This window comes from Myroides sp. JBRI-B21084, from assembly GCF_030545015.1.
Classification (GTDB): Bacteria; Bacteroidota; Bacteroidia; order Flavobacteriales; family Flavobacteriaceae; genus Flavobacterium.
In genome coordinates, this window is the sequence record NZ_CP120653.1 from 820,231 (window position 1) to 844,327 (window position 24,097).

14 protein-coding genes are annotated in these 24,097 nt (G+C 33.7%); 7 read left to right on the top strand and 7 right to left on the bottom strand.

Features of this window, described 5'->3' with window-relative positions; translation table 11 throughout:
- Positions 1-53 precede the first annotated feature (53 nt).
- Entirely contained in the window at positions 54-563 is a 510-nt protein-coding gene (locus P3875_RS04010; protein WP_303444981.1) for a hypothetical protein, read from the bottom strand.
- Between the two features lie 90 nt (positions 564-653).
- On the opposite strand from P3875_RS04010, the gene P3875_RS04015 reads away from it, so the two are divergent.
- Entirely contained in the window at positions 654-1,784 is a 1,131-nt protein-coding gene (locus tag P3875_RS04015; protein WP_303444982.1) for a hypothetical protein, read from the top strand.
- Between the two features lie 5 nt (positions 1,785-1,789).
- Positions 1,790-2,221, top strand: a complete 432-nt coding sequence (locus tag P3875_RS04020) for a hypothetical protein (RefSeq protein ID WP_303444983.1) — start codon at positions 1,790-1,792, stop codon at positions 2,219-2,221.
- A gap of 44 nt (positions 2,222-2,265) precedes the next feature.
- Here P3875_RS04020 and P3875_RS04025 read toward each other — a convergent pair whose 3' ends face one another.
- Positions 2,266-3,327 carry an acyl-CoA reductase gene (locus P3875_RS04025; RefSeq protein WP_303444984.1) on the bottom strand — a complete coding sequence of 354 codons (1,062 nt, stop codon included), beginning with the start codon at positions 3,325-3,327 and terminating at the stop codon, positions 2,266-2,268.
- A 71-nt stretch (positions 3,328-3,398) separates the two neighbouring features.
- On the opposite strand from P3875_RS04025, the gene P3875_RS04030 reads away from it, so the two are divergent.
- Positions 3,399-3,749, top strand: a complete 351-nt coding sequence (locus P3875_RS04030) for a 4Fe-4S dicluster domain-containing protein (protein ID WP_303444985.1) — start codon at positions 3,399-3,401, stop codon at positions 3,747-3,749.
- Positions 3,750-3,805: 56 nt separating this feature from the next.
- A complete protein-coding gene (locus P3875_RS04035; RefSeq protein ID WP_303444986.1) occupies positions 3,806-4,570 on the top strand; it encodes an META domain-containing protein in 765 nt (254 codons plus the stop codon).
- Between the two features lie 31 nt (positions 4,571-4,601).
- On the opposite strand, the gene P3875_RS04040 is transcribed toward P3875_RS04035, so the two are convergent.
- From P3875_RS04040 to folE, 5 genes are all read right to left on the bottom strand, one after another.
- Positions 4,602-5,726 (bottom strand): MBL fold metallo-hydrolase, encoded by a 1,125-nt coding sequence (locus tag P3875_RS04040; RefSeq protein WP_303444987.1) that lies wholly within the window; start codon positions 5,724-5,726, stop codon positions 4,602-4,604.
- A gap of 170 nt (positions 5,727-5,896) precedes the next feature.
- Positions 5,897-6,817 carry a prolipoprotein diacylglyceryl transferase gene (gene lgt / locus P3875_RS04045; RefSeq protein ID WP_303444988.1) on the bottom strand — a complete coding sequence of 307 codons (921 nt, stop codon included), beginning with the start codon at positions 6,815-6,817 and terminating at the stop codon, positions 5,897-5,899.
- Between the two features lie 23 nt (positions 6,818-6,840).
- Positions 6,841-7,071, bottom strand: coding sequence for a membrane protein insertion efficiency factor YidD (gene yidD, locus P3875_RS04050; protein ID WP_303444989.1), 231 nt, complete (start codon positions 7,069-7,071; stop codon positions 6,841-6,843).
- Between the two features lie 51 nt (positions 7,072-7,122).
- Positions 7,123-8,586, bottom strand: coding sequence for a cysteine--tRNA ligase (gene cysS, locus P3875_RS04055; protein WP_303444990.1), 1,464 nt, complete (start codon positions 8,584-8,586; stop codon positions 7,123-7,125).
- A gap of 43 nt (positions 8,587-8,629) precedes the next feature.
- Entirely contained in the window at positions 8,630-9,301 is a 672-nt protein-coding gene (folE, locus tag P3875_RS04060; protein WP_303444991.1) for a GTP cyclohydrolase I FolE, read from the bottom strand.
- A 252-nt stretch (positions 9,302-9,553) separates the two neighbouring features.
- Between folE and P3875_RS04065 the strand changes: the two genes are divergently transcribed.
- From P3875_RS04065 to P3875_RS04075, 3 genes are all read left to right on the top strand, one after another.
- Complete coding sequence (locus tag P3875_RS04065; protein ID WP_303444992.1) at positions 9,554-14,965, top strand: T9SS type B sorting domain-containing protein; 5,412 nt, start codon at positions 9,554-9,556, stop codon at positions 14,963-14,965.
- Between the two features lie 156 nt (positions 14,966-15,121).
- Positions 15,122-20,485: a T9SS type B sorting domain-containing protein gene (locus P3875_RS04070; protein WP_303444993.1), complete on the top strand. Its 5,364-nt coding sequence runs from the start codon at positions 15,122-15,124 to the stop codon at positions 20,483-20,485.
- A 130-nt stretch (positions 20,486-20,615) separates the two neighbouring features.
- A complete protein-coding gene (locus P3875_RS04075) occupies positions 20,616-24,032 on the top strand; it encodes a methylmalonyl-CoA mutase family protein (protein ID WP_303444994.1) in 3,417 nt (1,138 codons plus the stop codon).
- The last annotated feature ends 65 nt before the right edge of the window (positions 24,033-24,097 follow it).

Sequence of the window (24,097 nt, forward strand, 5' to 3'; positions counted from 1 at the left end):
TTTAATTAAAAAGTAAGTCTTTACTTTGCCTATTATCTTTTCTCTAAAAAGAATTATTTCCCAAAAAATCCGCCTAAAAGATCACCTAAATTACCTTTTTTAACTGCGCTAATAGCATCGTCGATTCCTAATTTGCCATCACCGTTTTGATCGAACATTTTAGCAGCATCGCCTCCTGTGAAAGAGCTTAAAATATCGGTAATGTTAAAATCGCCGCTTTTAGCTTTTCCAGTAATCATGCTTATTATTTGTGGAATAATACTACTTGCAAAATTGCTAGACGTGCCCGCATCTAAACCTACATTTGAACCTAGTTTTGATGATAACGAATTAATCATATTTTGCACCATTGGGCTGCTTGTTAAACCATTTGCGTTATCGCCGCTAAACATATTCATTAAATCACCCATATTACCGCCCGAAATGGCATTTTGTAAGCCTTCCATTAACGTATTGCCTGTTTCGTTAGCTACATTACCAGCTAAATTGTTTGAAATGTTGTTGTTGCCGGCTACTTCTTTTTCTGTTAGCTGATTTATAATCTGCTGAATTTGATCCATCATTTTTTTATAAATTTTTTATGTAAAAATATAATTTTTTTTTACATTTGATATTAATTTTTTAATTTATTATTATGAAAACGTTTTTTAGTATTGTATTGTATTGTAAATTTATTTTTATTAGCAGGATGTTCTAAAAATGAAGAAGAATTAGATTGTAATTGTGCCCCCCAAAGTACAGAAGTAAAATTAAAAATAGGTAATCAACAATTTAAATCTTCTTTGTATGATTATGCTGAAAGCCCATATAAATTTTGGTCAATAAAAAATGAACGGATTGAGGAGTTTTATTATTCATTAACAAATAATAAAACTGAAATTACGAGCATATTTTTATTTAGTAACAATGTTAATGAAAATACGCTTAAAAAAGAAGATATAGAGGGTTATGTGACTTTAGAAAAAAATAGAGATAACAAAAATATTCTAAAATATAGTATAAACATTTATAAAAAGGAATCCGAAAAAGGTTTTGTTAAAATTAATAAAAATGATTTAAATTCCTATTACTTATCTTTTAATGATATTAGTGATGTTAACAATGTTTATTTTGAAACTTCAAAAAATATAATTTATATTAAAAATCCTAATAGACAGTTTAAAGGTAAGTTAATTAAATCAAGTTTTCAAGAAGAAATTAACGATAGGTTAAAGAAAAGGGGATTTTTAGGAAGAATTTCAAGTGATGTTTGCGTAAGCCCTTGTCCTTCTCACAAGGGAAACTGTTATGAAGGAATGGATCCACAAAATGAGTATTTAGCAGAGTGTTCGGATAAATGCTTAAAAGAAGAGATAGATGATGAGCATGATGGTAAAGATCCTGCGCGACCTGTTTCTTCAGTAGTTTTATCACCTGCTTCTTATAGTTTTAGAGATGATTATCTATATCAACACCCAGGAGGTGATTTATATGTTGAGATATATTATCAAATTTCCAAAGATTTTAATTATACTAATTTAGATTATGCATTTGCAGTTCGTACAGTTGATTTGTTGTTATCGATTATGCCAAAAATTGTAGATTTAACACAAAATCCTTTTTCATCAAATGTTTTATATACCTCTGCTGATGCAGAAGAGGTAATAGAATACCTTGATGATGTAAAAAATTATGTTAATTCCAATGATACTAAAGATAATTTAAATTTACTAATTCAAAAAATTATTGAATTTGAAGGTGCGACCAATGATTATATAACCAACCATCTTGAAATAAACCCTTAGTATTAATGATGAAGACTATTTTAAAATTTTTGTTATTAATCTTTTTTTCTTGTAGTAGTAAAGAACAAACTATAAGTTATCCTTTGGTTTATACACCTCCAAAAACTTTAAAAGAAAAAATATTATTTCAAAGAAGTTCATTAATACCTAATGAAATTTTGACTTTGAATAAGGATAAAACTTATTCATTTGAAACTTGCACGCAATTTAATAAAGGAACATGGGAACGACGCGAAGATAGTTTGTTTTTAAAATGCACAAAAAAAGGTTTTTTTATAGATAGTTTAAACTTTATTGAAAAATATAAATATCTAAATATTTGTTCTAGTAGCCCTAGTGTTTGGATAGTTAAAAGAAAAGGTATTTATCGAGAGTTAACTTATTTTAAAAAAAATGAAAGAAAAAAACAGAGAGTTTTCTTAATTAATAGAAATTAGAAAATAATATAAAACACCCAAAAATATTTTTTTGGGTGTTTTAATTACGTTAAAGATAACAAAAATTTCATTGTATCTACATTATCGGCATAATCCCAAAGTTCAGGTTTTTGTGTAGTACCAAAGGGTAAACTATTTGGTGTTAATTGGTTTGAAACTACGCATTGAATTTTATCTGCATCGGTAATTAATCGGTTGTTAACTTCGTTTAAATCGGTGTAAAATTCATAAAAAACCGATGAAATAGGCGATGTGTAAGAAGCATCTTCTTTAATGGTTAAAAACCCGTTATCAAGCAAATTAAAGTTACTCATTAAAAAAACAGCCTTGTTGTAATCGTAATTGTTTACATACTTTTCATCTTTAATTATTTCGCTATAAGCAAACATTCCTTCAAAAAAAGCATCAAAGTTATAATCTTTAGGTACAAAAAGTTTTGATACATTTCTACATCCTAAACCATAATATCTAAAAATATCCTCGCCCAATGCAATTAAATCTTCCTTAGATTCTTTACCGTTTAAAACTGCTACCGAATTTCGGTTTTTACGAATTATATTAGGGTATTTCCCAAAATAATATTCAAAATAGCGAGCTGTATTATTGCTTCCTGTTGCAATAACGGCATCAAAAAGTTCTAGTTTTTCTTTAGTTATTTCGTACCTGTTTTTAAATTCAGGTTCAACCGTTTCAAGGTATTTTAAAATAAAAGGGACTAAAAGTTCATCGTTAGATGAAAGTTTAATTAACGCTTTGTTGCCCGAAATTAACACCGTTAACACATCGTGAAAACCCACCAAAGGAATGTTTCCTGCTAAAATTAAACCAATGGTTTTTAATTGTTCGTTTTGTAAATTGTAGGGTGTTAGCCATTTTGTTAAATTGGTTTCAGTTAACGCAATGCTCCATGAATTAAAACAAAATTGTAGCTGTTCACGTTTAAACCAACTGTTGCTTTCGTGTAAACGGTTAATTATTTGTTTAAAAGGTTCAAAAAACTCATTGTTATGTAAAACATTTGGGTTTTCTTGGTACGTTTCTGTCGAAAATTGTTTTAAAAACAATCCTAAGTGTATAAATGCCTTTTTTTTATCTTCTAAAATCATATAGATTTGTTTGTAAATTCTTTATGCAGTACTTTTGTACAAAGTTACATTAATTAAATAAAATCCGTGCTATGGCAATTATAATAACCGATGAATGTATAAATTGTGGCGCTTGTGAGCCAGAATGTCCAAATACTGCAATTTATGAAGGTGCCGACGATTGGCGTTGGAAAGATGGTACAAAATTAAGTGGAAAAGTGATTTTACCAGATGGAACAGAAGTTGATGCAGATGATGCACAAACACCAGTTTCTGACGATATTTACTACATTGTTCCAGGAAAATGTACCGAATGTAAAGGTTTTCACGAAGAACCGCAATGTGCAGCTGTTTGCCCAGTTGATTGTTGTGTGCCAGATGATAACCACGTAGAAAGCGATGAAGTGTTGTTAAAAAGACAAGCTTTTTTACATAATGAATAGTTAAAGGCTTCGCTAAAATGCGAAGCTTTTTTTATTTTTAAAAAAATTAAAAGTTTATGAAAAAGTTATTTTTACCTTTTTTGGTTGCTATTTTATTCTTTTCATGTTCCGTTAAAAAGCAAGTTTTTTCACAAAAGCAAGATCAAACGGTTTTAAATGGTAATTGGGAATTGGCTTTGGCTAGTTTTAGTGCAAATTTAACAAAAGATTTTCCAGAAGGTTTGCCAACCATTACTTTTGATGGTACAGAAGACCTTTCGGTTTATGGTTACGACGGTTGTAATAGATTAAACGGAAAAGCAGTTTTAAAGAAAAATAATGAAATTAGCTTTCAACCAAATTTTGTTTCAACCATGTTGGCTTGTAATAAAGTAAAAAGTGCTGAATTTAAAAATGCGTTATTACACACAACAGCCTACACTATGACTAACAACGTGCTTATTTTAAAAAATGATAGCGTTTCGTTAAAGTTTCATAAAATTACCTTAAATGGAAAATGGTTTTTAGATAAAATTTATGTTGGTAAAATTAAAGCTGCCGATTTGTATCCCTACAAAAAACCGTTTATTGTAATTGATATTAACCAACCTGTTTTTTCAGGAAATACCGCATGTAACGCTTTAAAAGGTCAGTTGTTACTTTACCAAAACACCATGAAATTTAATCATATCACATCAACAAAAATGTTTTGCGATGGCGTTAACGAAACTGTTTTTACCAATGCTTTAGCAAAAGTTACTCATTATAAGTTAGATGGTACCCGTTTGGTTTTGTTTGAAAACGAAAAGAAAATAATGGAATTGGTTCAACAATTTGAATAAAAGAAGTCGCTAAATACAGCGACTTTTTTTATTAATTTACTTGTTCCCACCATTTTTCAAAAACTTGTTGTGAATTGTTTAAATAAATGATTTCTCCAATTTTAGGGGTGATTATTTGCGTTGAGGTTTGTTCTTCGGTTGCAATAGTAACCCTTTGAAGTGGTTCTTTCCAAGGGTGATTGGCTAGTTTAAATTTTGAACTATGTACCGGAAAAAATCTTTTTGCTTGTAAATCTATGCTTGCTTGTACAACTTCTTCGGGCATCATATGTATGTATTTCCATTTTTTATCGTATTGACCGTTTTCTAGAATAGCCAAATCAAACGGACCGTATTTTTTTCCTATTTCTTTAAAATGGGTATCGTAACCGCTATCGCCACCTAAATACAGATTTAAATTTTTAGTTTGGAACACGTACGATGCCCATAAAGTGGTGTTTCGTTTAAAACTTCTTCCTGAAAAATGGCGTGTTGGTGTAGCTGTAATTTTTAATGAATCGTTTAAAATGGTGGTATCATGCCAATCTAATTCGGTTATGTTTTCTTTTGGAAATCCCCAATACTCTAAATGTTCGCCCACACCTAACGGACAAATAATTTTGCTTACTTTGTTTTTTAATTCTTTAAACGATGTATAGTCTAAATGGTCGTAATGATCGTGTGTTAAAATCAAAAAGTCAATTGAAGGTAGATCTGCGGGTGTAATTTTATCGGCACCTTTAAAAGCAGTATTTGTGCCGTATAAAGGCGATGCGTTTTTGCTTAAAACAGGATCAATTAAAAAGGTTTGGTTGTTAATTTTCATAAAATAAGAAGAATGCCCAAACCAAACCATAAAATTATCAGCTATAGTGTTTTTTTTCAGATTGATTTTTTCGCTAGGAATGCTGTCTGTTGGTTTGGTATGTTCAATTTTCGAAAAAAGCAATTCTTTAATCATTTGGGTGTATGTAGCACCTTCGGTTAACGCAGGAGTATGTGAAAGGTTGTGAAATTGCCCGTTTTTATAATTTTTTGATTGTTGAATTCTTTTTAAACGTTCTCCAGAAGGTTCTTTACCAAAAAGTGGATGTTGTAAAAAAGTAAAAGTTGCTGCAATTAAAGCTCCAATTATAATTAAGGTTGTTGTCATTAATTTTTTTCTGTTTTTTTTCATGAGGCGAATTTCTGTTTTTTTTTATAAAGGAAACGTTAAATATCACCCAATTTTCACATAAATTATTAATGCTTTTAGTTTTCTAAAAACAAAAACAGTAGCAAAATAGTATTTGCTACTGTTTAAAAAATATTATTCTTAAATCCTTATTTTAAGGATGTTGATTTTTTTTAATTTGTTACAGGTCTATTTTTTGCGGTTGCCCAAATATAAATTCCTGCAATAATAAATGGAATACTTAACCATTGACCGGTAGATAATATACCTAAAGCAGATTCAAAACCACCTTGACTTTCTTTTACAAATTCTACAATGAATCTAATTAACCATAAGAATACTAAAAACACACCGAAAATTTTACCTAAATAGTTGCGTGCATCTGTTTTCCAGTACATAAACATTAAAATTACAAATAAAATAATGTATCCAAACGCTTCGTATAATTGAGTGGGATGGCGGAATGGAATAGCTTCAAGTACGGCTGAAAAACGAGGGTCGGTTTCAATTAATTTATAAGCTTCGTTTTTAGTTGTAGCCTGTGTAATGTCAAAAATGTTTTTAGTATTCCAAAATTCATCTTCGCGAATAAATTTTATTCCAAAAGGAAACGATTTATCTACAATATGTCCGTAAATTTCAGAGTTGAAAAAATTTCCTAATCTAACAAAAACACCACCAATGGTAATTGATAAAACCACACGGTCTAAAATCCATAACAATGGTTTTTTTATAATACGGCTGTAAAAAAACATTGCTAATATAATTCCTATAGCGGCACCATGACTTGCTAAACCTGCAAAACCTGTAAATTCAAATTCGGGTTTAAATCTAAATGGTAAAATAATTTCGCCTAAGTTATTTTGGTAGTAATCCCAATCGTAAAAAAATACATGCCCTAAGCGTGCGCCTAATAAAGTTGCAATAAAGGTGTAAAAGAACAGTTTGTCTAACTCGTCTTGCGAGCGGTGTTCTCTGTTGTATACTTTTTGCATAATGTAATAGCCTAAAGCAAAAGCAACTACAAACATTAAGCTATAAAAACGCAGTGTAAAACCTGCAATGGTAATTCCTTCAGATGGATTCCAAATCATAATAACTATTTTTTTAAAATTGTTTACGGAACGGGATCGTACCCCGATTTTCCCCAAGGGTGGCATTTAGCAATACGTTTTATACCAAGCCAACTGCCTTTAAACAAGCCATGTTTTTTTAAGGCTTGTAACGTATAATGTGAACACGTTGGAGTAAACCTACACGATGGCGGCGTAAAGGGCGAAATTGCCAATTGGTAAAAACGTATAAGTACCACAAATGGAAAAATGAGTATTTTTTTTAGCTGTTCCATAAAGTTCAAAGATAAAAAAAGCTACTGTTTAAGTAGCTTTTTTTATGAAATTTATAACGTAAAAGTTGTTCCTTCTTTTCCATCTTTTAATTCAATACCAATTGCGGCTAATTGGTTGCGAATTAAATCAGACTGTGCAAAATCTTTATTAGCACGTGCGGTGTTACGCATTTGAATTAAAAGATTTACAACTTCTTCTAACTTTCCGTTGTTGTTACTTGTTGAGGTATATAAACCTAAAACATCAAAAACAAGCGCATTTAAAGTTTCTTTTAAAAGCTCTAAATCGGCAGCTGTTATGGTAGCTTTGTTTTCTTTTAATGTATTGATGAATTTTACAGCTTCAAAAATAGTTGCAATTAAAATAGGGCTATTAAAATCGTCTAATAATGAATCGATACATTTTTGCTTCCATTCCAAAACATTGAAAGATGAAGAGGTAGAAGCAGTGATGCTATTTAGTGATTTGATAGCATCCATTAATCGATCAAAACCTTTTTCTGATGCCAGCATGGCTTCGTTTGATATGTCTAAAACACTGCGGTAATGTGCTTGTAAAAAGCAAAAACGCAATACACTTGGTGTAAAAGGTTTTTCGAAAAAGTTGTTTTCACCGGTAATTAACTGCATTGGTAAAATGTAGTTACCGGTTGATTTACTCATGCGTTGCCCGTTCATGGTTAGCATGTTGGCATGCATCCAATAACGTACAGGTGCGGTTTCGTTACAAGCTTTTCCTTGAGCGATTTCACATTCGTGATGCGGAAATTTTAAATCCATTCCACCACCGTGAATATCAAATTGATCGCCTAGGTATTTGGTGCTCATTGCAGTACATTCTAAATGCCAGCCAGGAAATCCGTCGCCCCAAGGTGATGACCAGCGCATGATATGTTGTGGAGATGCTTTTTTCCACAATGCAAAATCTTGTGGGTTTTTCTTTTCATTTTGTCCATCTAAATCACGGGTATTTTCAAAAAGTTCTTCAATGTTTCTTCGTGAAAGTTCACCGTAATTTAACCCGCGTTTGTTGTATTCTAACACATCAAAATAAACCGAACCGTTACTTTCGTAAGCAAATCCTTTATCTATTAACTTTTGTGTTAGTTCTATTTGTTCAATAATGTGCCCTGTTGCGGTAGGTTCAATTGTTGGGGGTAATAGGTTAAAAAGTTTTAAAACGTTATGGAAATCTACTGTATATTTTTGAACAATTTCCATAGGTTCAAGCTTTTCTAAACGCGATTGTTTCACAAAACGATCGTTGTTAACATCGCCGTCGTCTGTTAAATGCCCGGCATCTGTAATGTTTCGAACATATCTAACTTTAAAACCTAAATACTGTAGACTGCGGTAAATAAAATCAAACGAAAGAAATGTGCGCACGTTTCCTAAATGCACATTGCTGTAAACGGTTGGTCCGCAAACATACATACCAACTTTATCTTGATGTAAAGGTGTAAAAAGCTCTTTTTCTCCTGTGAGCGAGTTGTATATTTTTAGGTTTGATTTCATGGTTTACAGTTTAACTTTTTTACTAAGTATATAAGGTTAGTGACTAAAATTTAGTTTCTAACTTAATGTATTCTAAAAATTCTTTTCTTGTTAATTCATTTTTAAAAGTACCGCTAAATTCTGCTGTTACGGTAGAACTTTCAATATCGCGTATTCCTCTTGAGTTTACGCATAAATGTTTGGCATCTATTACGCAAGCAACATCGTCGGTTCCTAAAACGCGTTTTAGTTCGTCAACAATTTGAATGGTTAATCGTTCTTGTACTTGTGGACGTTTTGCGTAGTAATCAACAATACGGTTCATTTTAGATAAGCCAACTACTTTGCCGTTTGAAATATAAGCTACGTGTGCACGCCCAACAATTGGTAATAAATGGTGTTCACAAGTTGAATAAACTACAATGTTTTTTTCAACTAACATTTCATTATACTTATATTTATTATCAAAGGTAGAAGAAGAAGGTTTTTTGTTTGGATTTAATCCACCAAAAATTTCTTTAACAAACATTTTAGCTACACGGTTAGGTGTGCCTTTTAAACTATCGTCTGTTAAATCCATACCTAAGGTATTTAAAATGCTTTCTACATCTTTTTTAATCAATTCAATTTTTTGATCATCAGATATTGAAAAAGCATCTGCTCTTAAGGGTGTATAATCACTTGTGCCAAAGTGATTGTCACCTATATCATCGTGTAATGCGTCTGATTTACACATAAATTTTAGTTTTATTTTTTATAAAAATTTAAGAATGCAAATATAATGAAATGCGTTTAATAAACAGTTTTAATGCAAAAATATAATGTTTAAAGTAGCTTAAATAAGCTTGTAAATGTGTTAAAATTGAATTTTGGCAAAATTTTTTCAAAAAAAAACTTAATAGTTTCTTAATTTTATGTAAATTTCGCTCTTTAAAAAGTAAGTGTTATTTGCTTAATTTAACTCATAAAAAAATTATATTAACTAACTATGAGAAACAAATATTTATTAATACTGTTTTTGGTAACAAGCTTTTTGGGGTTTAGCCAGCAGTACAATTATGTAGATATTGATGAAACTTATACGGCGGAACAGCTGGTTAAGAACGTTTTGGTGCGTTCTACTTGTGATTTGGTTTCCAATGTAAAGTATCAATATTGTGATGGAAGCCCTGGGTCTAAACAAATTTATCCGTTGGGTTATTTTCAAAGAAACGGAAGTACCTTTGGGTTTGATGATGGTATTGTTATTAGTACAGACCAATCATACTTTATGGAAGGACCAATTGGTAATAAAAACTCTGGTAATTTAAATAACCAGTACCGTTGGACAGGGGATCAAGATTTGAACGATTTAATTAACGATGCAGGTGGTTGGCCAGCAGGTGCACCACGTCAGGATATTCGTTCAGCTACAATCGATTTTGATTTTATTCCTCTACAAACAACTGTTAATTTTGAATATATATTTGGTAGTAATAGTTATCAAGGTTGTTGGGGTAGATGTCAAAATGCTGCATTATTTGGAGCTTGGTTGACAGATACTACAACAGGTGTTGGTCAAAATTTAGCTTTAGTGCCAAATACAACTGATCCAATTTCAATTGCTACTGTTCGTGATGAGGCAAAGACAAATCCTGGTGCTACTGCTGGTTGCGGTACATCGGTAAATCCACTTTACTTTGGCAATGCTTATGGTGGAGGACCAAATCAAGTACCTAATTTAGCTGCACCTATTAACCTTAATGGTCATACAGTGCCAATGACATCTTTAGTAGCAAATGTAATTCCGGGTCGTAAATACCGTATTAAATTAGCAATTATCGATTTTTGTAATACAACAAGTCACACAAGTGCTGTGTTTTTTAAAGCAGGTAGTTTTGATATTGGTAACTTAGATTTAGGTAAACCAGTACTAATTGCCGATGGTAATGGTTTGTGTGTAGGTGATAGTTATACTTTAAAGTCTGGTTTAGATGCTAATTTGTTTACATTTGAATGGTTTAAAGATGGTATTAAAATTCCTGGCAAAACAGGTCCTAATTTAGTAGTTACCGAAACAGGTGATTATTACGTTAAAGCATTTATACCAAACGTTGGGGGCTGTATTTTAGAAGCAGAACCAGTACGAGTAGAGTTTTATGAGTATGTAAATATACTAGCGCCAAAAAATTTAGCTGTTTGTCCAACTACAGGTACAACCACACGTATCGATTTAAAAGATGCTGTAGTAGGCGTAACTACGAATCCTAATATTTTGTATAATTTCTATTTAACAAAGTTAGATGCAGAAAACGATACTAATAAAATATCAGACTTATACAATTTAGCAAATAATGCCAATGTACCACGTACTATTTGGGTTCGCGCATATGAATTGAATAATCCATGTCCGTTTATAAGTTCGTTTACAATAGATTTTATCAATTGTGCCTTAACGTTAAATCCATTGCCAGATTTGTCAATTTGTGAAGGAGCAAGCGTACAAACCTTTGATTTAACAGTACAAACACCAGTAGTTTATAACAATGCAGTAGGTTTTGCGGTTACTTACCACTTAAGTAAACCCGATGCAGATACCGGTGTAAACCCAATACCAAGTGGTAATTTAGCTACATATAATGGAGTTGATGGAGAACGTATTTGGGTACGTGTAACCGATACCAATAATCCATTAGCATTTGGAGTAACCTCATTTTATTTATACCGCAATTTATTGCCATTAATACAAAGTACCATTTTACCAGTAACAGCTTGTGAAATAGGAACAAGTGGTTTGGCAACATTCGATTTAAATTTAGCTTATAATACTATCCCAGTAAAATCATTAGGTGTAGGATTAGAGTTTTATGCAACGCAACAAGATGCATTAGTAGGTAATACTTCATTAATGTTGCCAACAAGTTACACAGCAGCAGCAGGAACCATTTATGTAAGAGTACGTAATTTAGATGGCGATTGTTTTGTAGTAGTACCATTACAATTACAAATCATAAACACACCGGTAGCAAATACTTTAGCACCCTTAACGTATTGTGATTTAAACAACGATGGTTTTGGTGAATTTAATTTAGATGTAACTCGTGTTTTAATAGCAGGAAATCCAATGCCAGCTAATTCAACGGTAACATTCCACGAAACACAGGCAGATGCAGCAGCAAACGTAAATGTAATATCAAACACGGGTGCTTATATAAATAAAGTAAAAAACCAACAAACGGTTTATGCACGTGTAGGTTTTACTAACTCTAGTTGTTACAATGTTGTACCATTGACTTTAATTGTTAATAAAGTTCCTAACATCAATCCAGTTATAAATCTAAAGATATGTGACATAAATAATGATGATGTAGAATTAATCAACTTACGCAGTCGTGAAACTGATATGATGTCTGGTTTAAATGCTGCAAATTATACCGTTACTTATCACTTAACTGCAAATGCAGCTATGGCAAATACAGGAGCTATAGGAAATACATCAAGTTTTTCAACCAATGTATCACGTGTGGTTTATGTACGCGTAACAGATAACACCACAGGTTGTTTTGTAATAAGTAGAATTGATTTATTATTGGTAGCAATGCCAACTGTAGCTAACCCATTACCATCGGTTTACGCATGTGATACAGACGGTAACGGATTTGAGATATTTGATTTAGCAAGTTTAAAAGCAGGTATCATAGGTACGCAACAAGGTGTAGATGTAAGTTTCCATTACACGAATACCGATGCTCAAACCGGCATTAATCCATTAGCAGATCAATATCAAAACGTATCGGCAAACGTACAAACAATATTTGTACGTGTGTATAACCCAAGTACAGGATGTTTTGTAGTAAGTACGTTAACATTGGTAGTAAAAGCTAATCCTGTAATTACTTTACCAAGTAGTCCATATGTAATATGTAGCGATACAGGTTTTGGAACCATAAACATCTATTTATACGGAAAAGCCTTAGTAGATGCAACAGGTCAAAACTACGGTTTCCAGTTTTTTGAAACACAAAGTGACGCGATGAATAATGTGAACAACATTGCTAATCCGGTAGCATACAACAACCTTACACCAGGAAATTCAACTATCTGGATTCGTATTAATGATGCAACCTCAGGCTGTTTTTCAGTGTACCCAATCTCGTTCCAATTAGTAGTTCCACCAAAATTACCAGCAAGTTTACCAAAACTAACAACTTGTGATGTTTTAGGAGATAAACAAGATGGTTCAACGTTTTTTGATTTAACCTTACAAAACGCAGCGTTATTAGCTGCACAAACAACGCAAGGAGCATACCAAATACGTTATTATACCACGCAAGCGTCGGCAGATAGCAACACTAATTGGATTGTAACCCCAACACAATTCCAAAATACAACCAACCCACAAACTATTTGGGTGCGTATAGAGGATACATCAAAACCAGGAGGTTGTTCACGCGTGATGAGTTTCCAAATAGAAGTAAATGTACCATTGGTATTAAAACAACCATTACCAATTGTTTTATGTGATACCGATTTACCAAACGATGGTTCGCGCGAGTTTAATTTAACCATTCGCGAATACGATTTATTTGGCGGTCAACCACCATTTGGAGCAACAATAAGCTACTATTTAAGTTTACAAGCAGCACAAAACGGCTTTAACAAAATAGTAGATCCAACGAAATTCTACAACACAGTAAATCCACAAACAATTTACATAGCAGTAGAAAATCAATACGGATGTAAAAGCATTGCAACCTTAACAGTACGTGTATTACCTTTACCAGAACCAAACCCAGCGCCAACACCATTAGAAGCGTGTGAAGATGCAATAGGAACAGGAATGGCAACGTTTAATTTACGCGATGCTGAAGCAAATATCAGTAATTACGGAAATTATACATACGGATATTACGCATCAGAAGTAGGAGCACACGTAGGGCCATCAGATTTAAGTTTTATACCAAACCCTACAAATTTCTTTAGTCAAAGTTCACGCGTTTATGTACGTGTAGAAAACGGTTTTACCGACACTAATGAAAGATGTTATACCGTAGTACCGTTAGATTTAATAGTGAATCCAATACCAAAAGTAGGACCAATGACGGCATTACTAGCGTGTATGGATAACCCAACTCGCACAACGAAATTTAACTTACACGACAAAGATGCCGAAGCATTAGCAGGAGCCAACGCAACGGATTATATAGTTAGATATTATGCATCGTTACAAAATGCAACAGACAACGTAAACCCAATACCATATACTTACGAGAACACTACGTTAGATCGTCAAGAAATATGGGTGCGAGTAGAAAATAAAGACACCGGATGTTTCAATATATCAAGTTTCTTTATCCAAATAGAACAAGCAGTTTACGCATTTGCAATTACCGATACAGAATTCTGTGAAACCGATTATGTAAACGACGGAATATCGTTAGTAGATTTAAGTAGATTAGATGCCGAAGCAATAGGTACCCAACCACAACCAAATTTAGTGGTAGAATACCGCCGTTGGAACGGAACATTAATACCAAACAAAACAAGTGCACAAGTATTCCATGGTGAAGTATTAAGAGCAATAGTTAAGAATGCGAATCCAAACTTATTATGTACAGCAACTGTAACTTTTACAGTACGCTTAAAAGATGCACCAGTTGTAAAACCATTAGTAGATGGTATTGTATGTTACGAATACCGCGATGAATGGTCAATAATAAGTGGACATTATTTAGAAACAGGTGTAGCAGAAGGTACAGGTTACACAATGGTATGGACCAGAAACGGAGTAGCATTAACCCCTGATGTAGCCGATGTATTAAACGGAGGCAGCAGATTGTTTGTAAAACGCGGAGGTACTTACACGGTAGTAGTAACCGGGCCAAACGGATGTACAACAACCCGTTCAGCAGTTGTAAATGAATCGCCAAGTGTAACGATAGACGAAGTGAAAGTAACCGATAGTTTTGGCGATACCAATGCAATAGAAGTAATGGCTTATGCAGGTCCAGGTGTTGTATTAGAATACAAACTAGATAACGGTCCATGGCAAGAGTCGAACATATTCTTAGATGTAACACCAGGAGAACACACTGTTTATGTACGTATAGAAGGCGAAATGTGTGAGGCAAGTAAAGTAGTAACAGTAATGGATTATCCAAAATACTTTACACCAAACAACGACGGTTACAACGATACTTGGAACATTTGGTCGTTGAAAAACCAACCAAATGCAAAAGTTTATGTATTTGATCGCTTTGGAAAGTTAATCAAACAGTTAAGTCCATCAGGACCAGGATGGGATGGAACGTTTAATGGCAATCCGCTACCATCAAGTGATTACTGGTTCAAAGCAGAATATGTAGATCCAAAAACAGGATTAAACAAAGAAGTATCAGGACACTTCTCTTTAAAACGATAAGGCTGATAATGAAACAAATAAAAAAAGGAAGCAAAACGCTTCCTTTTTTTATTTGTTTCATTTTTTGTAAAAAATTAAATCATAAAGTGTATATTGCATAAAATATTAAAATAAACTATTTTTATATTTCAATTTTTAGAAACTGAACTTTTAAATATGCAAAAGAAACTATTTTTAAGAATAAATAGTCATTGGGTAGTATTACTGCTATTCCTGTCTATTTTTGGTTATAGCCAACCGATAACAGTAAGCACAACGGCTTATACAGCTGAACAGTTGGTTAAAGACGTTTTGATTAAAACTCCGTGTGCACAAATTACAAATGTAAGTTGGTCAACAGGGAGTAGTTTTCCAACAGGTGATAAGTCAAATGGTATTGGTTATTTTCAAAATTCCAATCCATCACTTGATATGGCCGATGGTATTATTCTTTCAACAGGTAAGGCAGATGATGCTCCTGGTCCAAGGGGTTTAAACGGTGGATCAAGTACAGGTACTCAAAATTCTTGGCCTGACGATTTACAGTTAACTACCTATATGAATAATGTGTTAGGAAACAATGATACATACCATAATGCTACCATATTAGAGTTTGATTTTGTGCCATTTACATCGGAGATTAAATTCAATTTTATATTTGCTTCTGAAGAATATGGTACCTATCAATGTAATTATTCTGATGCTTTTGCATTTTTTTTAACAAATACAGTTTCAAACACTACTACAAATTTAGCTTTAGTTCCAAATACAACCGATCCAATTTCGGTAGTAACCATTAGAGATGCAGCTCATAATGGAGGTTGTGCATCTGTAAATGCCCAATATTTTGATAGTTTTAATAGTACAAGTACAACTAACGCTATTAATTTTAATGGACAAACAAAAAAAATGACTGCCCAGTCGCCAGTTGTTCCTTTTACAAAATATCACATTAAAATGGTGATACAAGATAGGGGTGATGCTGGTGTAGATTCTGCAGTTTTTATTGAAGGTGGAAGTTTTAATTTAGGTAACTTAGATTTAGGTAACCCAGTATTAATTGCCGATGGTAATGGTTTATGTGTAGGCGATAGTTATACTTTTAATGCGGGTTTAAATCCTAATTTATTTACATTTGAATGGTTTAAAGATGGAATTAAAATTCCTGGTCAAACTGGTCAAACTTTAGTTGTTACTGAAACAGGTGATTACAATGTTAGAGCTTTTGTGCCTAATATAGCTTGTTATTTTGAGTCAGAACCAGTACGAGTAGAGTTTTATGAATATGTAAATATACTAGCACCTAAGAATTTAGCTGTTTGTCCAACTACAGGTACAACCACACGTATCGATTTAAAAGATGCTGTAGTAGGCGTAACTACGAATCCAAACATTTTGTATAATTTCTATTTAACAAAGTTAGATGCAGAAAACGATACTAATAAAATATCAGACTTATACAATTTAGCAAATAATGCCAATGTACCACGTACTATTTGGGTTCGCGCATATGAATTGAATAATCCATGTCCGTTTATAAGTTCGTTTACAATAGATTTTATCAACTGTGCCTTAACTTTAAATCCATTACCAGATTTGTCAATTTGTGAAGGAGCAAGCGTACAAACTTTTGATTTAACAGTACAAACACCAGTAGTTTATAACAATGCAGTAGGTTTTGCGGTTACTTACCACTTAAGTAAACCCGATGCAGATACCGGTGTAAACCCAATACCAAGTGGCAATTTAGCTACTTACAATGGAGTTGATGGAGAACGTATTTGGGTACGTGTAACCGATACCAATAATCCATTAGCATTTGGAGTAACCTCATTTTATTTATACCGCAATTTATTGCCATTAATACAAAGTACCATTTTACCAGTAACAGCTTGTGAAATAGGAACAAGTGGTTTGGCAACATTCGATTTAAATTTAGCTTATAATACTATCCCAGTAAAATCATTAGGTGTAGGATTAGAGTTTTATGCAACGCAACAAGATGCATTAGTAGGTAATACTTCATTAATGTTGCCAACAAGTTACACAGCAGCAGCAGGAACCATTTATGTACGAGTACGTAATTTAGATGGCGATTGTTTTGTAGTAGTACCATTACAATTACAAATCATAAACACACCGGTAGCAAATACTTTAGCACCCTTAACGTATTGTGATTTAAACAACGATGGTTTTGGTGAATTTAATTTAGATGTAACTCGTGTTTTAATAGCAGGAAATCCAATGCCAGCTAATTCAACGGTAACATTCCACGAAACACAGGCAGATGCAGCAGCAAACGTAAACATTATAAAAAACACAGGAGCGTATATCAACAAAGTAAAAGACCAACAAACAATTTATGTACGTGTAGGTTTTACCAACTCTAGTTGCTACAATGTTGTACCATTGACTTTAATTGTTAATAAAGTTCCTAAAATTACCGATATTCGTAATTTAAAAGTATGTGATATAAATAATGATGATGTAGAATTAATCAACTTACGCAGTAAAGAAACTGATATGATGTCTGGTTTAAATGCTGCAAATTATACCGTTACTTATCACTTAACTGCAAATGCAGCTATGGCAAATACAGGAGCTATAGGAAATACATCAAGTTTTTCAACCAATGTATCACGTGTGGTTTATGTACGCGTAACAGATAACACCACAGGTTGTTTTGTAATAAGCAGAATTGATTTATTATTGGTAGCAATGCCAACTGTAGCTAACCCATTACCATCGGTTTACGCATGTGATACAGACGGTAACGGATTTGAGATATTTGATTTAGCAAGTTTAAAAGCAGGTATCATAGGTACGCAACAAGGTGTAGATGTAAGTTTCCATTACACGAATACCGATGCTCAAACCGGCATTAACCCGTTAGCAGATCAATATCAAAACGTATCGGCAAACGTACAAACAATATTTGTACGTGTGTATAACCCAAGTACAGGATGTTTTGTAGTAAGTACGTTAACATTGGTAGTAAAAGCCAATCCTGTAATTACCTTACCAAGTAGGCCATATGTAATATGTAGCGATACAGGTTTTGGAACCATAAACATCTATTTATACGGAAAAGCCTTAGTAGATGCAACAGGTCAAAACTACGGTTTCCAGTTTTTTGAAACACAAAGTGACGCGATGAATAATGTGAACAACATTGCTAATCCGGTAGCATACAACAACCTTACACCAGGAAATTCAACTATCTGGATTCGTATTAATGATGCAACCTCAGGCTGTTTTTCAGTGTACCCAATCTCGTTCCAATTAGTAGTTCCACCAAAATTACCAGCAAGTTTACCAAAACTAACAACTTGTGATGTTTTAGGAGATAAACAAGATGGTTCAACGTTTTTTGATTTAACCTTACAAAACGCAGCGTTATTAGCTGCACAAACAACGCAAGGAACATACCAAATACGTTATTATACCACGCAAGCGTCGGCAGATAGCAACACTAATTGGATTGTAACCCCAACACAATTCCAAAATACAACCAACCCACAAACTATTTGGGTGCGTATAGAGGATACATCAAAACCAGGAGGTTGTTCACGCGTGATGAGTTTCCAAATAGAAGTAAATGTACCATTGGTATTAAAACAACCATTACCAATTGTTTTATGTGATACCGATTTACCAAACGATGGTTCGCGCGAGTTTAATTTAACCATTCGCGAATACGATTTATTTGGCGGTCAACCACCATTTGGAGCAACAATAAGCTACTATTTAAGTTTACAATCAGCACAAAACGGCTTTAACAAAATAGTAGATCCAACGAAATTCTACAACACAGTAAATCCACAAACAATTTACATAGCAGTAGAAAATCAATACGGCTGTAAAAGCATTGCAACTTTAACCGTACGTGTATTACCTTTACCAGAACCAAACCCAGCGCCAACACCATTAGAAGCGTGTGAAGATGCAATAGGAACAGGAATGGCAACATTTAATTTACGCGATGCTGAAGCAAATATCAGTAATTACGGAAATTATACATACGGATATTACGCATCAGAAGTAGGAGCACATGTAGGGCCAGCAGATATAAGTTTTATACCAAACCCTACAAATTTCTTTAGTCAAAGTTCACGCGTTTATGTACGTGTAGAAAACGGTTTTACCGACACTAATGAAAGATGTTATACCGTAGTACCGTTAGATTTAATAGTGAATCCAATACCAAAAGTAGGACCAATGACGGCATTACTAGCGTGTATGGATAACCCAACTCGCACAACGAAATTTAACTTACACGACAAAGATGCCGAAGCATTAGCAGGAGCCAACGCAACGGATTATATAGTTAGATATTATGCATCGTTACAAAATGCAACAGACAACGTAAACCCAATACCATATACTTACGAGAACACTACGTTAGATCGTCAAGAAATATGGGTGCGAGTAGAAAATAAAGACACCGGATGTTTCAATATATCAAGTTTCTTTATCCAAATAGAACAAGCAGTTTACGCATTTGCAATTACCGATACAGAATTCTGTGAAACCGATTATGTAAACGACGGAATATCGTTAGTAGATTTAAGTAGATTAGATGCCGAAGCAATAGGTACCCAACCACAACCAAATTTAGTGGTAGAATACCGCCGTTGGAACGGAACATTAATACCAAACAAAACAAGTGCACAAGTATTCCATGGTGAAGTATTAAGAGCAATAGTTAAGAATGCGAATCCAAACTTATTATGTACAGCAACTGTAACTTTTACAGTACGCTTAAAAGATGCACCAGTTGTAAAACCATTAGTAGATGGTATTGTATGTTACGAATACCGCGATGAATGGTCAATAATAAGTGGACATTATTTAGAAACAGGTGTAGCAGAAGGTACAGGTTACACAATGGTATGGACCAGAAACGGAGTAGCATTAACCCCTGATGTAGCCGATGTATTAAACGGAGGCAGCAGATTGTTTGTAAAACGCGGAGGTACTTACACGGTAGTAGTAACCGGGCCAAACGGATGTACAACAACCCGTTCAGCAGTTGTAAATGAATCGCCAAGTGTAACGATAGACGAAGTGAAAGTAACCGATAGTTTTGGCGATACCAATGCAATAGAAGTAATGGCTTATGCAGGTCCAGGTGTTGTATTAGAATACAAACTAGATAACGGTCCATGGCAAGAGTCGAACATATTCTTAGATGTAACACCAGGAGAACACACTGTTTATGTACGTATAGAAGGCGAAATGTGTGAGGCAAGTAAAGTAGTAACAGTAATGGATTATCCAAAATACTTTACACCAAACAACGACGGTTACAACGATACTTGGAACATTTGGTCGTTGAAAAACCAACCAAATGCAAAAGTATATGTATTTGATCGCTTTGGAAAGTTAATCAAACAGTTAAGTCCATCAGGACCAGGATGGGATGGAACGTTTAATGGCAATCCACTACCATCAAGTGATTACTGGTTCAAAGCAGAATATGTAGATCCAAAAACAGGATTAAACAAAGAAGTATCAGGACACTTCTCTTTAAAACGATAAGGCTGATAATGAAACAAATAAAAAAAGGAAGCAAAACGCTTCCTTTTTTTATTTGTTTCATTTTTTGTAAAATATCTATTTTAAATAAAAGTTAAAAGATGTAACTTGCAAGGTCGAAATTAAATCAATAATGGAACAAAAAATATACACGCCAAAAAACAAAGTACGCATAGTAACAGCAGCTGCTTTATTTGATGGGCACGATGCTGCAATTAACATAATGCGCCGAATAATACAGGCTACAGGTTGCGAAGTAATTCATTTAGGTCACGATAAATCGGTTGAAGATGTTGTTAATACAGCAATTCAAGAAGATGCAAATGCAATAGCCATGACATCGTATCAAGGTGGTCATAACGAATACTTTAAATACATGTATGATTTGCTTAACGAAAAAGGGGCAGGGCATATTAAAATTGTTGGCGGCGGCGGCGGCGTAATACTACCAACCGAAATAAATGAATTAATGGATTATGGTATTACACGTATTTATTCTCCAGATGATGGAAGGGAATTAGGATTACAAGGTATGATTAACGATATGGTTGAAAAAGCTGATTTTCCAACAGGTTCTTTAGAACTACCAAAAGGGAAAGATGTGTACCAATCATTAAAAGATAAAGATATTACAACTATTTCGCGATTAATTTCGTTAGCAGAAAATCGTGAGGAAGACTTTTTAAAAGCTTTTGATTTTGAAAAAGTTGAAAATAAAACAGCGCCAGTATTAGGTATTACGGGTACTGGTGGAGCAGGAAAATCGTCAATGGTTGATGAAATTGTTCGTAGATTTTTAATCGATTTTCCTAATAAAAACATAGCATTAGTATCGGTAGATCCATCTAAAAAGAAAACAGGTGGAGCCTTGTTAGGTGATCGTATCCGCATGAATTCAATAAATAATTCACGTGTTTACATGCGTTCATTAGCAACTCGTCAATCAAATTTAGCATTATCTAAATATGTTGAAGAAGCTATTCAAGTGCTAAAAGCAGCCCAATACGATTTAATTATATTAGAAACATCGGGAATTGGGCAATCAGATACCGAAATATTAGATCATTCCGACGCTTCGTTGTACATCATGACACCTGAATTTGGTGCAGCTACGCAGTTGGAAAAAATTGATATGTTAGATTTTGCCGATATTGTAGCCATCAACAAGTTTGATAAGCGAGGTGCGTTAGATGCTTTACGCGACGTGAAAAAACAATACCAACGCAATCATAATTTATGGGACACAAACCCTGATGATATGCCTGTTTTTGGAACCATTGCATCGCAATTTAATGATCCTGGAACAAATCAATTATATAAATCAATTATCGATAAAGTAGTTGAGAAAACAGGAGCAGATTTACAATCTACATTCGAAATTACAAAAGAAATGTCTGAAAAAATATTTGTAATTCCACCAAGTAGAACACGTTATTTATCAGAAATTGCCGAAAACAATCGTGGGTATGATGCTAAGGCAGTTTCACAAAAAGAAGTTGCTCAAAAATTATATGCAATTTACAAAACCATTGAAACAATTTCGGGTAAGTTACCAAACATTACTCAACATGGAATTGAAATTGTAGGTGCTGAAAATGCAGAACTAGCAAAGGTTTTATTGGCTGAATTTGATAAGTTAAAACGCGATTTAGATCCGTATAATTGGGAAGTTATAACAACTTGGAACGATAAAGTTAATAAATACAAAAACCCAGTTTATTCATTTAAAGTTCGCGATAAAGAAATCAAAATTCAAACGCATTCTGAATCATTGTCGCATTTACAAATTCCAAAAATAGCTTTACCTAAATACGAAGCTTGGGGCGATATTTTACGTTGGGTTTTACAAGAAAATGTACCAGGTGAGTTTCCTTTTACATCGGGCTTGTATCCTTTTAAACGTGAAGGAGAAGATCCAACGCGTATGTTTGCTGGTGAAGGTGGACCAGAACGTACCAACCGTCGTTTTCACTATGTATCTAAAGGTATGCCTGCAAAACGTTTATCAACAGCGTTTGATTCAGTAACTTTATACGGAAACGACCCAGGGCACAGACCAGATATTTACGGAAAAATTGGTAACGCAGGTGTTTCAATTTGTTGTTTAGACGATGCTAAGAAATTGTATTCAGGCTTTGATTTATCACATGCTGCAACATCAGTTTCAATGACCATTAATGGGCCCGCACCTATGTTGTTAGGCTTTTTTATGAATGCAGCAATTGATCAAAACTGTGAAAAATACATCATAGAAAACGGTTTAGAAGCAGAAGTTGAAGCTAAAATTAAAGCCATTTACGAAGATAAAGGATTAAACCGCCCGCGTTATAATGGCGATTTACCAGAAGGAAACAATGGCTTAGGTTTAATGCTTTTAGGGGTAACAGGCGATCAGGTTTTACCTGCTGATGTATATGCTGAAATTAAGAAAAATACGCTTTCACAAGTTCGTGGTACAGTACAAGCCGATATTTTAAAAGAAGATCAAGCACAAAATACCTGTATTTTTTCAACTGAATTTGCATTGCGCTTAATGGGTGATGTTCAAGAATATTTTATCAATAAAAACGTACGTAATTTTTATTCGGTATCTATTTCGGGTTATCATATTGCCGAAGCAGGTGCTAATCCAGTAACTCAATTGGCATTTACATTAGCAAATGGTTTTACGTATGTAGAATATTACTTGTCGCGCGGTATGGATATCAATGCGTTTGGTCCAAACTTGTCGTTCTTTTTCTCAAATGGAATCGATCCAGAATATTCAGTAATAGGTCGTGTGGCTCGTAGAATTTGGGCAAAAGCATTAAAGCAAAAATACGGAGCAAATGAACGTGCGCAAATGTTAAAATATCATATTCAAACATCTGGTAGATCGTTACACGCCCAAGAAATTGATTTTAACGATATACGTACAACTTTACAAGCATTGTATGCAATTTACGACAACTGTAACTCATTACACACCAATGCGTACGATGAGGCTATTACAACACCTACCGAAGAATCAGTGCGTAGAGCAATGGCAATTCAGTTAATTATAAATAAAGAGTTAGGATTGGCTAAGAACGAAAACCCAATTCAAGGTTCATTTATTATTGAAGAATTAACTGATTTAGTTGAAGAAGCTGTTTTGTCTGAATTTGATAGAATTACAGAACGTGGGGGTGTTTTAGGTGCTATGGAAACTATGTACCAACGTTCAAAAATTCAAGAAGAATCGTTGTATTACGAAACACTTAAACACAATGGCGATTTTCCTATAATTGGGGTAAATACGTTTTTAAGTTCAACAGGTTCAAAAACAGTTGTTCCTGCCGAAGTAATTCGTGCAACTGAAGAAGAAAAACAATTCCAGATACACACAAAAGAAAATCTTCATGCTGCAAAAGCAAGCGAGGCTGGATCGGAATTAGCTAGAATTCAGGAAGCTGCAATTCAAAATAAAAATATTTTTGAAGCATTAATGGATGCAACTAAAGTATGTTCGTTAGGACAAATTACAGACGCTTTATTTAAAGTAGGTGGGCAATACCGCCGTAATATGTAATTTTATAATATATTAAGTTACAAACCTCTTGAAAATCAAGAGGTTTGTTTTTTTATATGAAATTT

Bases quoted from the DNA above. Each gene is read 5' to 3' on its own strand.
- P3875_RS04030 (WP_303444985.1), top strand. From the start codon at position 3,399: ATGGCAATTATAATAACCGATGAATGTATAAATTGTGGCGCTTGTGAG.
- P3875_RS04065 (WP_303444992.1), top strand. From the start codon at position 9,554: ATGAGAAACAAATATTTATTAATACTGTTTTTGGTAACAAGCTTTTTG.
- P3875_RS04010 (WP_303444981.1), bottom strand. From the start codon at position 563: ATGATGGATCAAATTCAGCAGATTATAAATCAGCTAACAGAAAAAGAA.
- P3875_RS04075 (WP_303444994.1), top strand. From the start codon at position 20,616: ATGGAACAAAAAATATACACGCCAAAAAACAAAGTACGCATAGTAACA.
- P3875_RS04025 (WP_303444984.1), bottom strand. From the start codon at position 3,327: ATGATTTTAGAAGATAAAAAAAAGGCATTTATACACTTAGGATTGTTT.
- P3875_RS04040 (WP_303444987.1), bottom strand. From the start codon at position 5,726: ATGAAAAAAAACAGAAAAAAATTAATGACAACAACCTTAATTATAATT.
- yidD (WP_303444989.1), bottom strand. From the start codon at position 7,071: ATGGAACAGCTAAAAAAAATACTCATTTTTCCATTTGTGGTACTTATA.
- P3875_RS04070 (WP_303444993.1), top strand. From the start codon at position 15,122: ATGCAAAAGAAACTATTTTTAAGAATAAATAGTCATTGGGTAGTATTA.
- folE (WP_303444991.1), bottom strand. From the start codon at position 9,301: ATGTGTAAATCAGACGCATTACACGATGATATAGGTGACAATCACTTT.
- P3875_RS04020 (WP_303444983.1), top strand. From the start codon at position 1,790: ATGATGAAGACTATTTTAAAATTTTTGTTATTAATCTTTTTTTCTTGT.
- lgt (WP_303444988.1), bottom strand. From the start codon at position 6,817: ATGATTTGGAATCCATCTGAAGGAATTACCATTGCAGGTTTTACACTG.
- P3875_RS04035 (WP_303444986.1), top strand. From the start codon at position 3,806: ATGAAAAAGTTATTTTTACCTTTTTTGGTTGCTATTTTATTCTTTTCA.
- cysS (WP_303444990.1), bottom strand. From the start codon at position 8,586: ATGAAATCAAACCTAAAAATATACAACTCGCTCACAGGAGAAAAAGAG.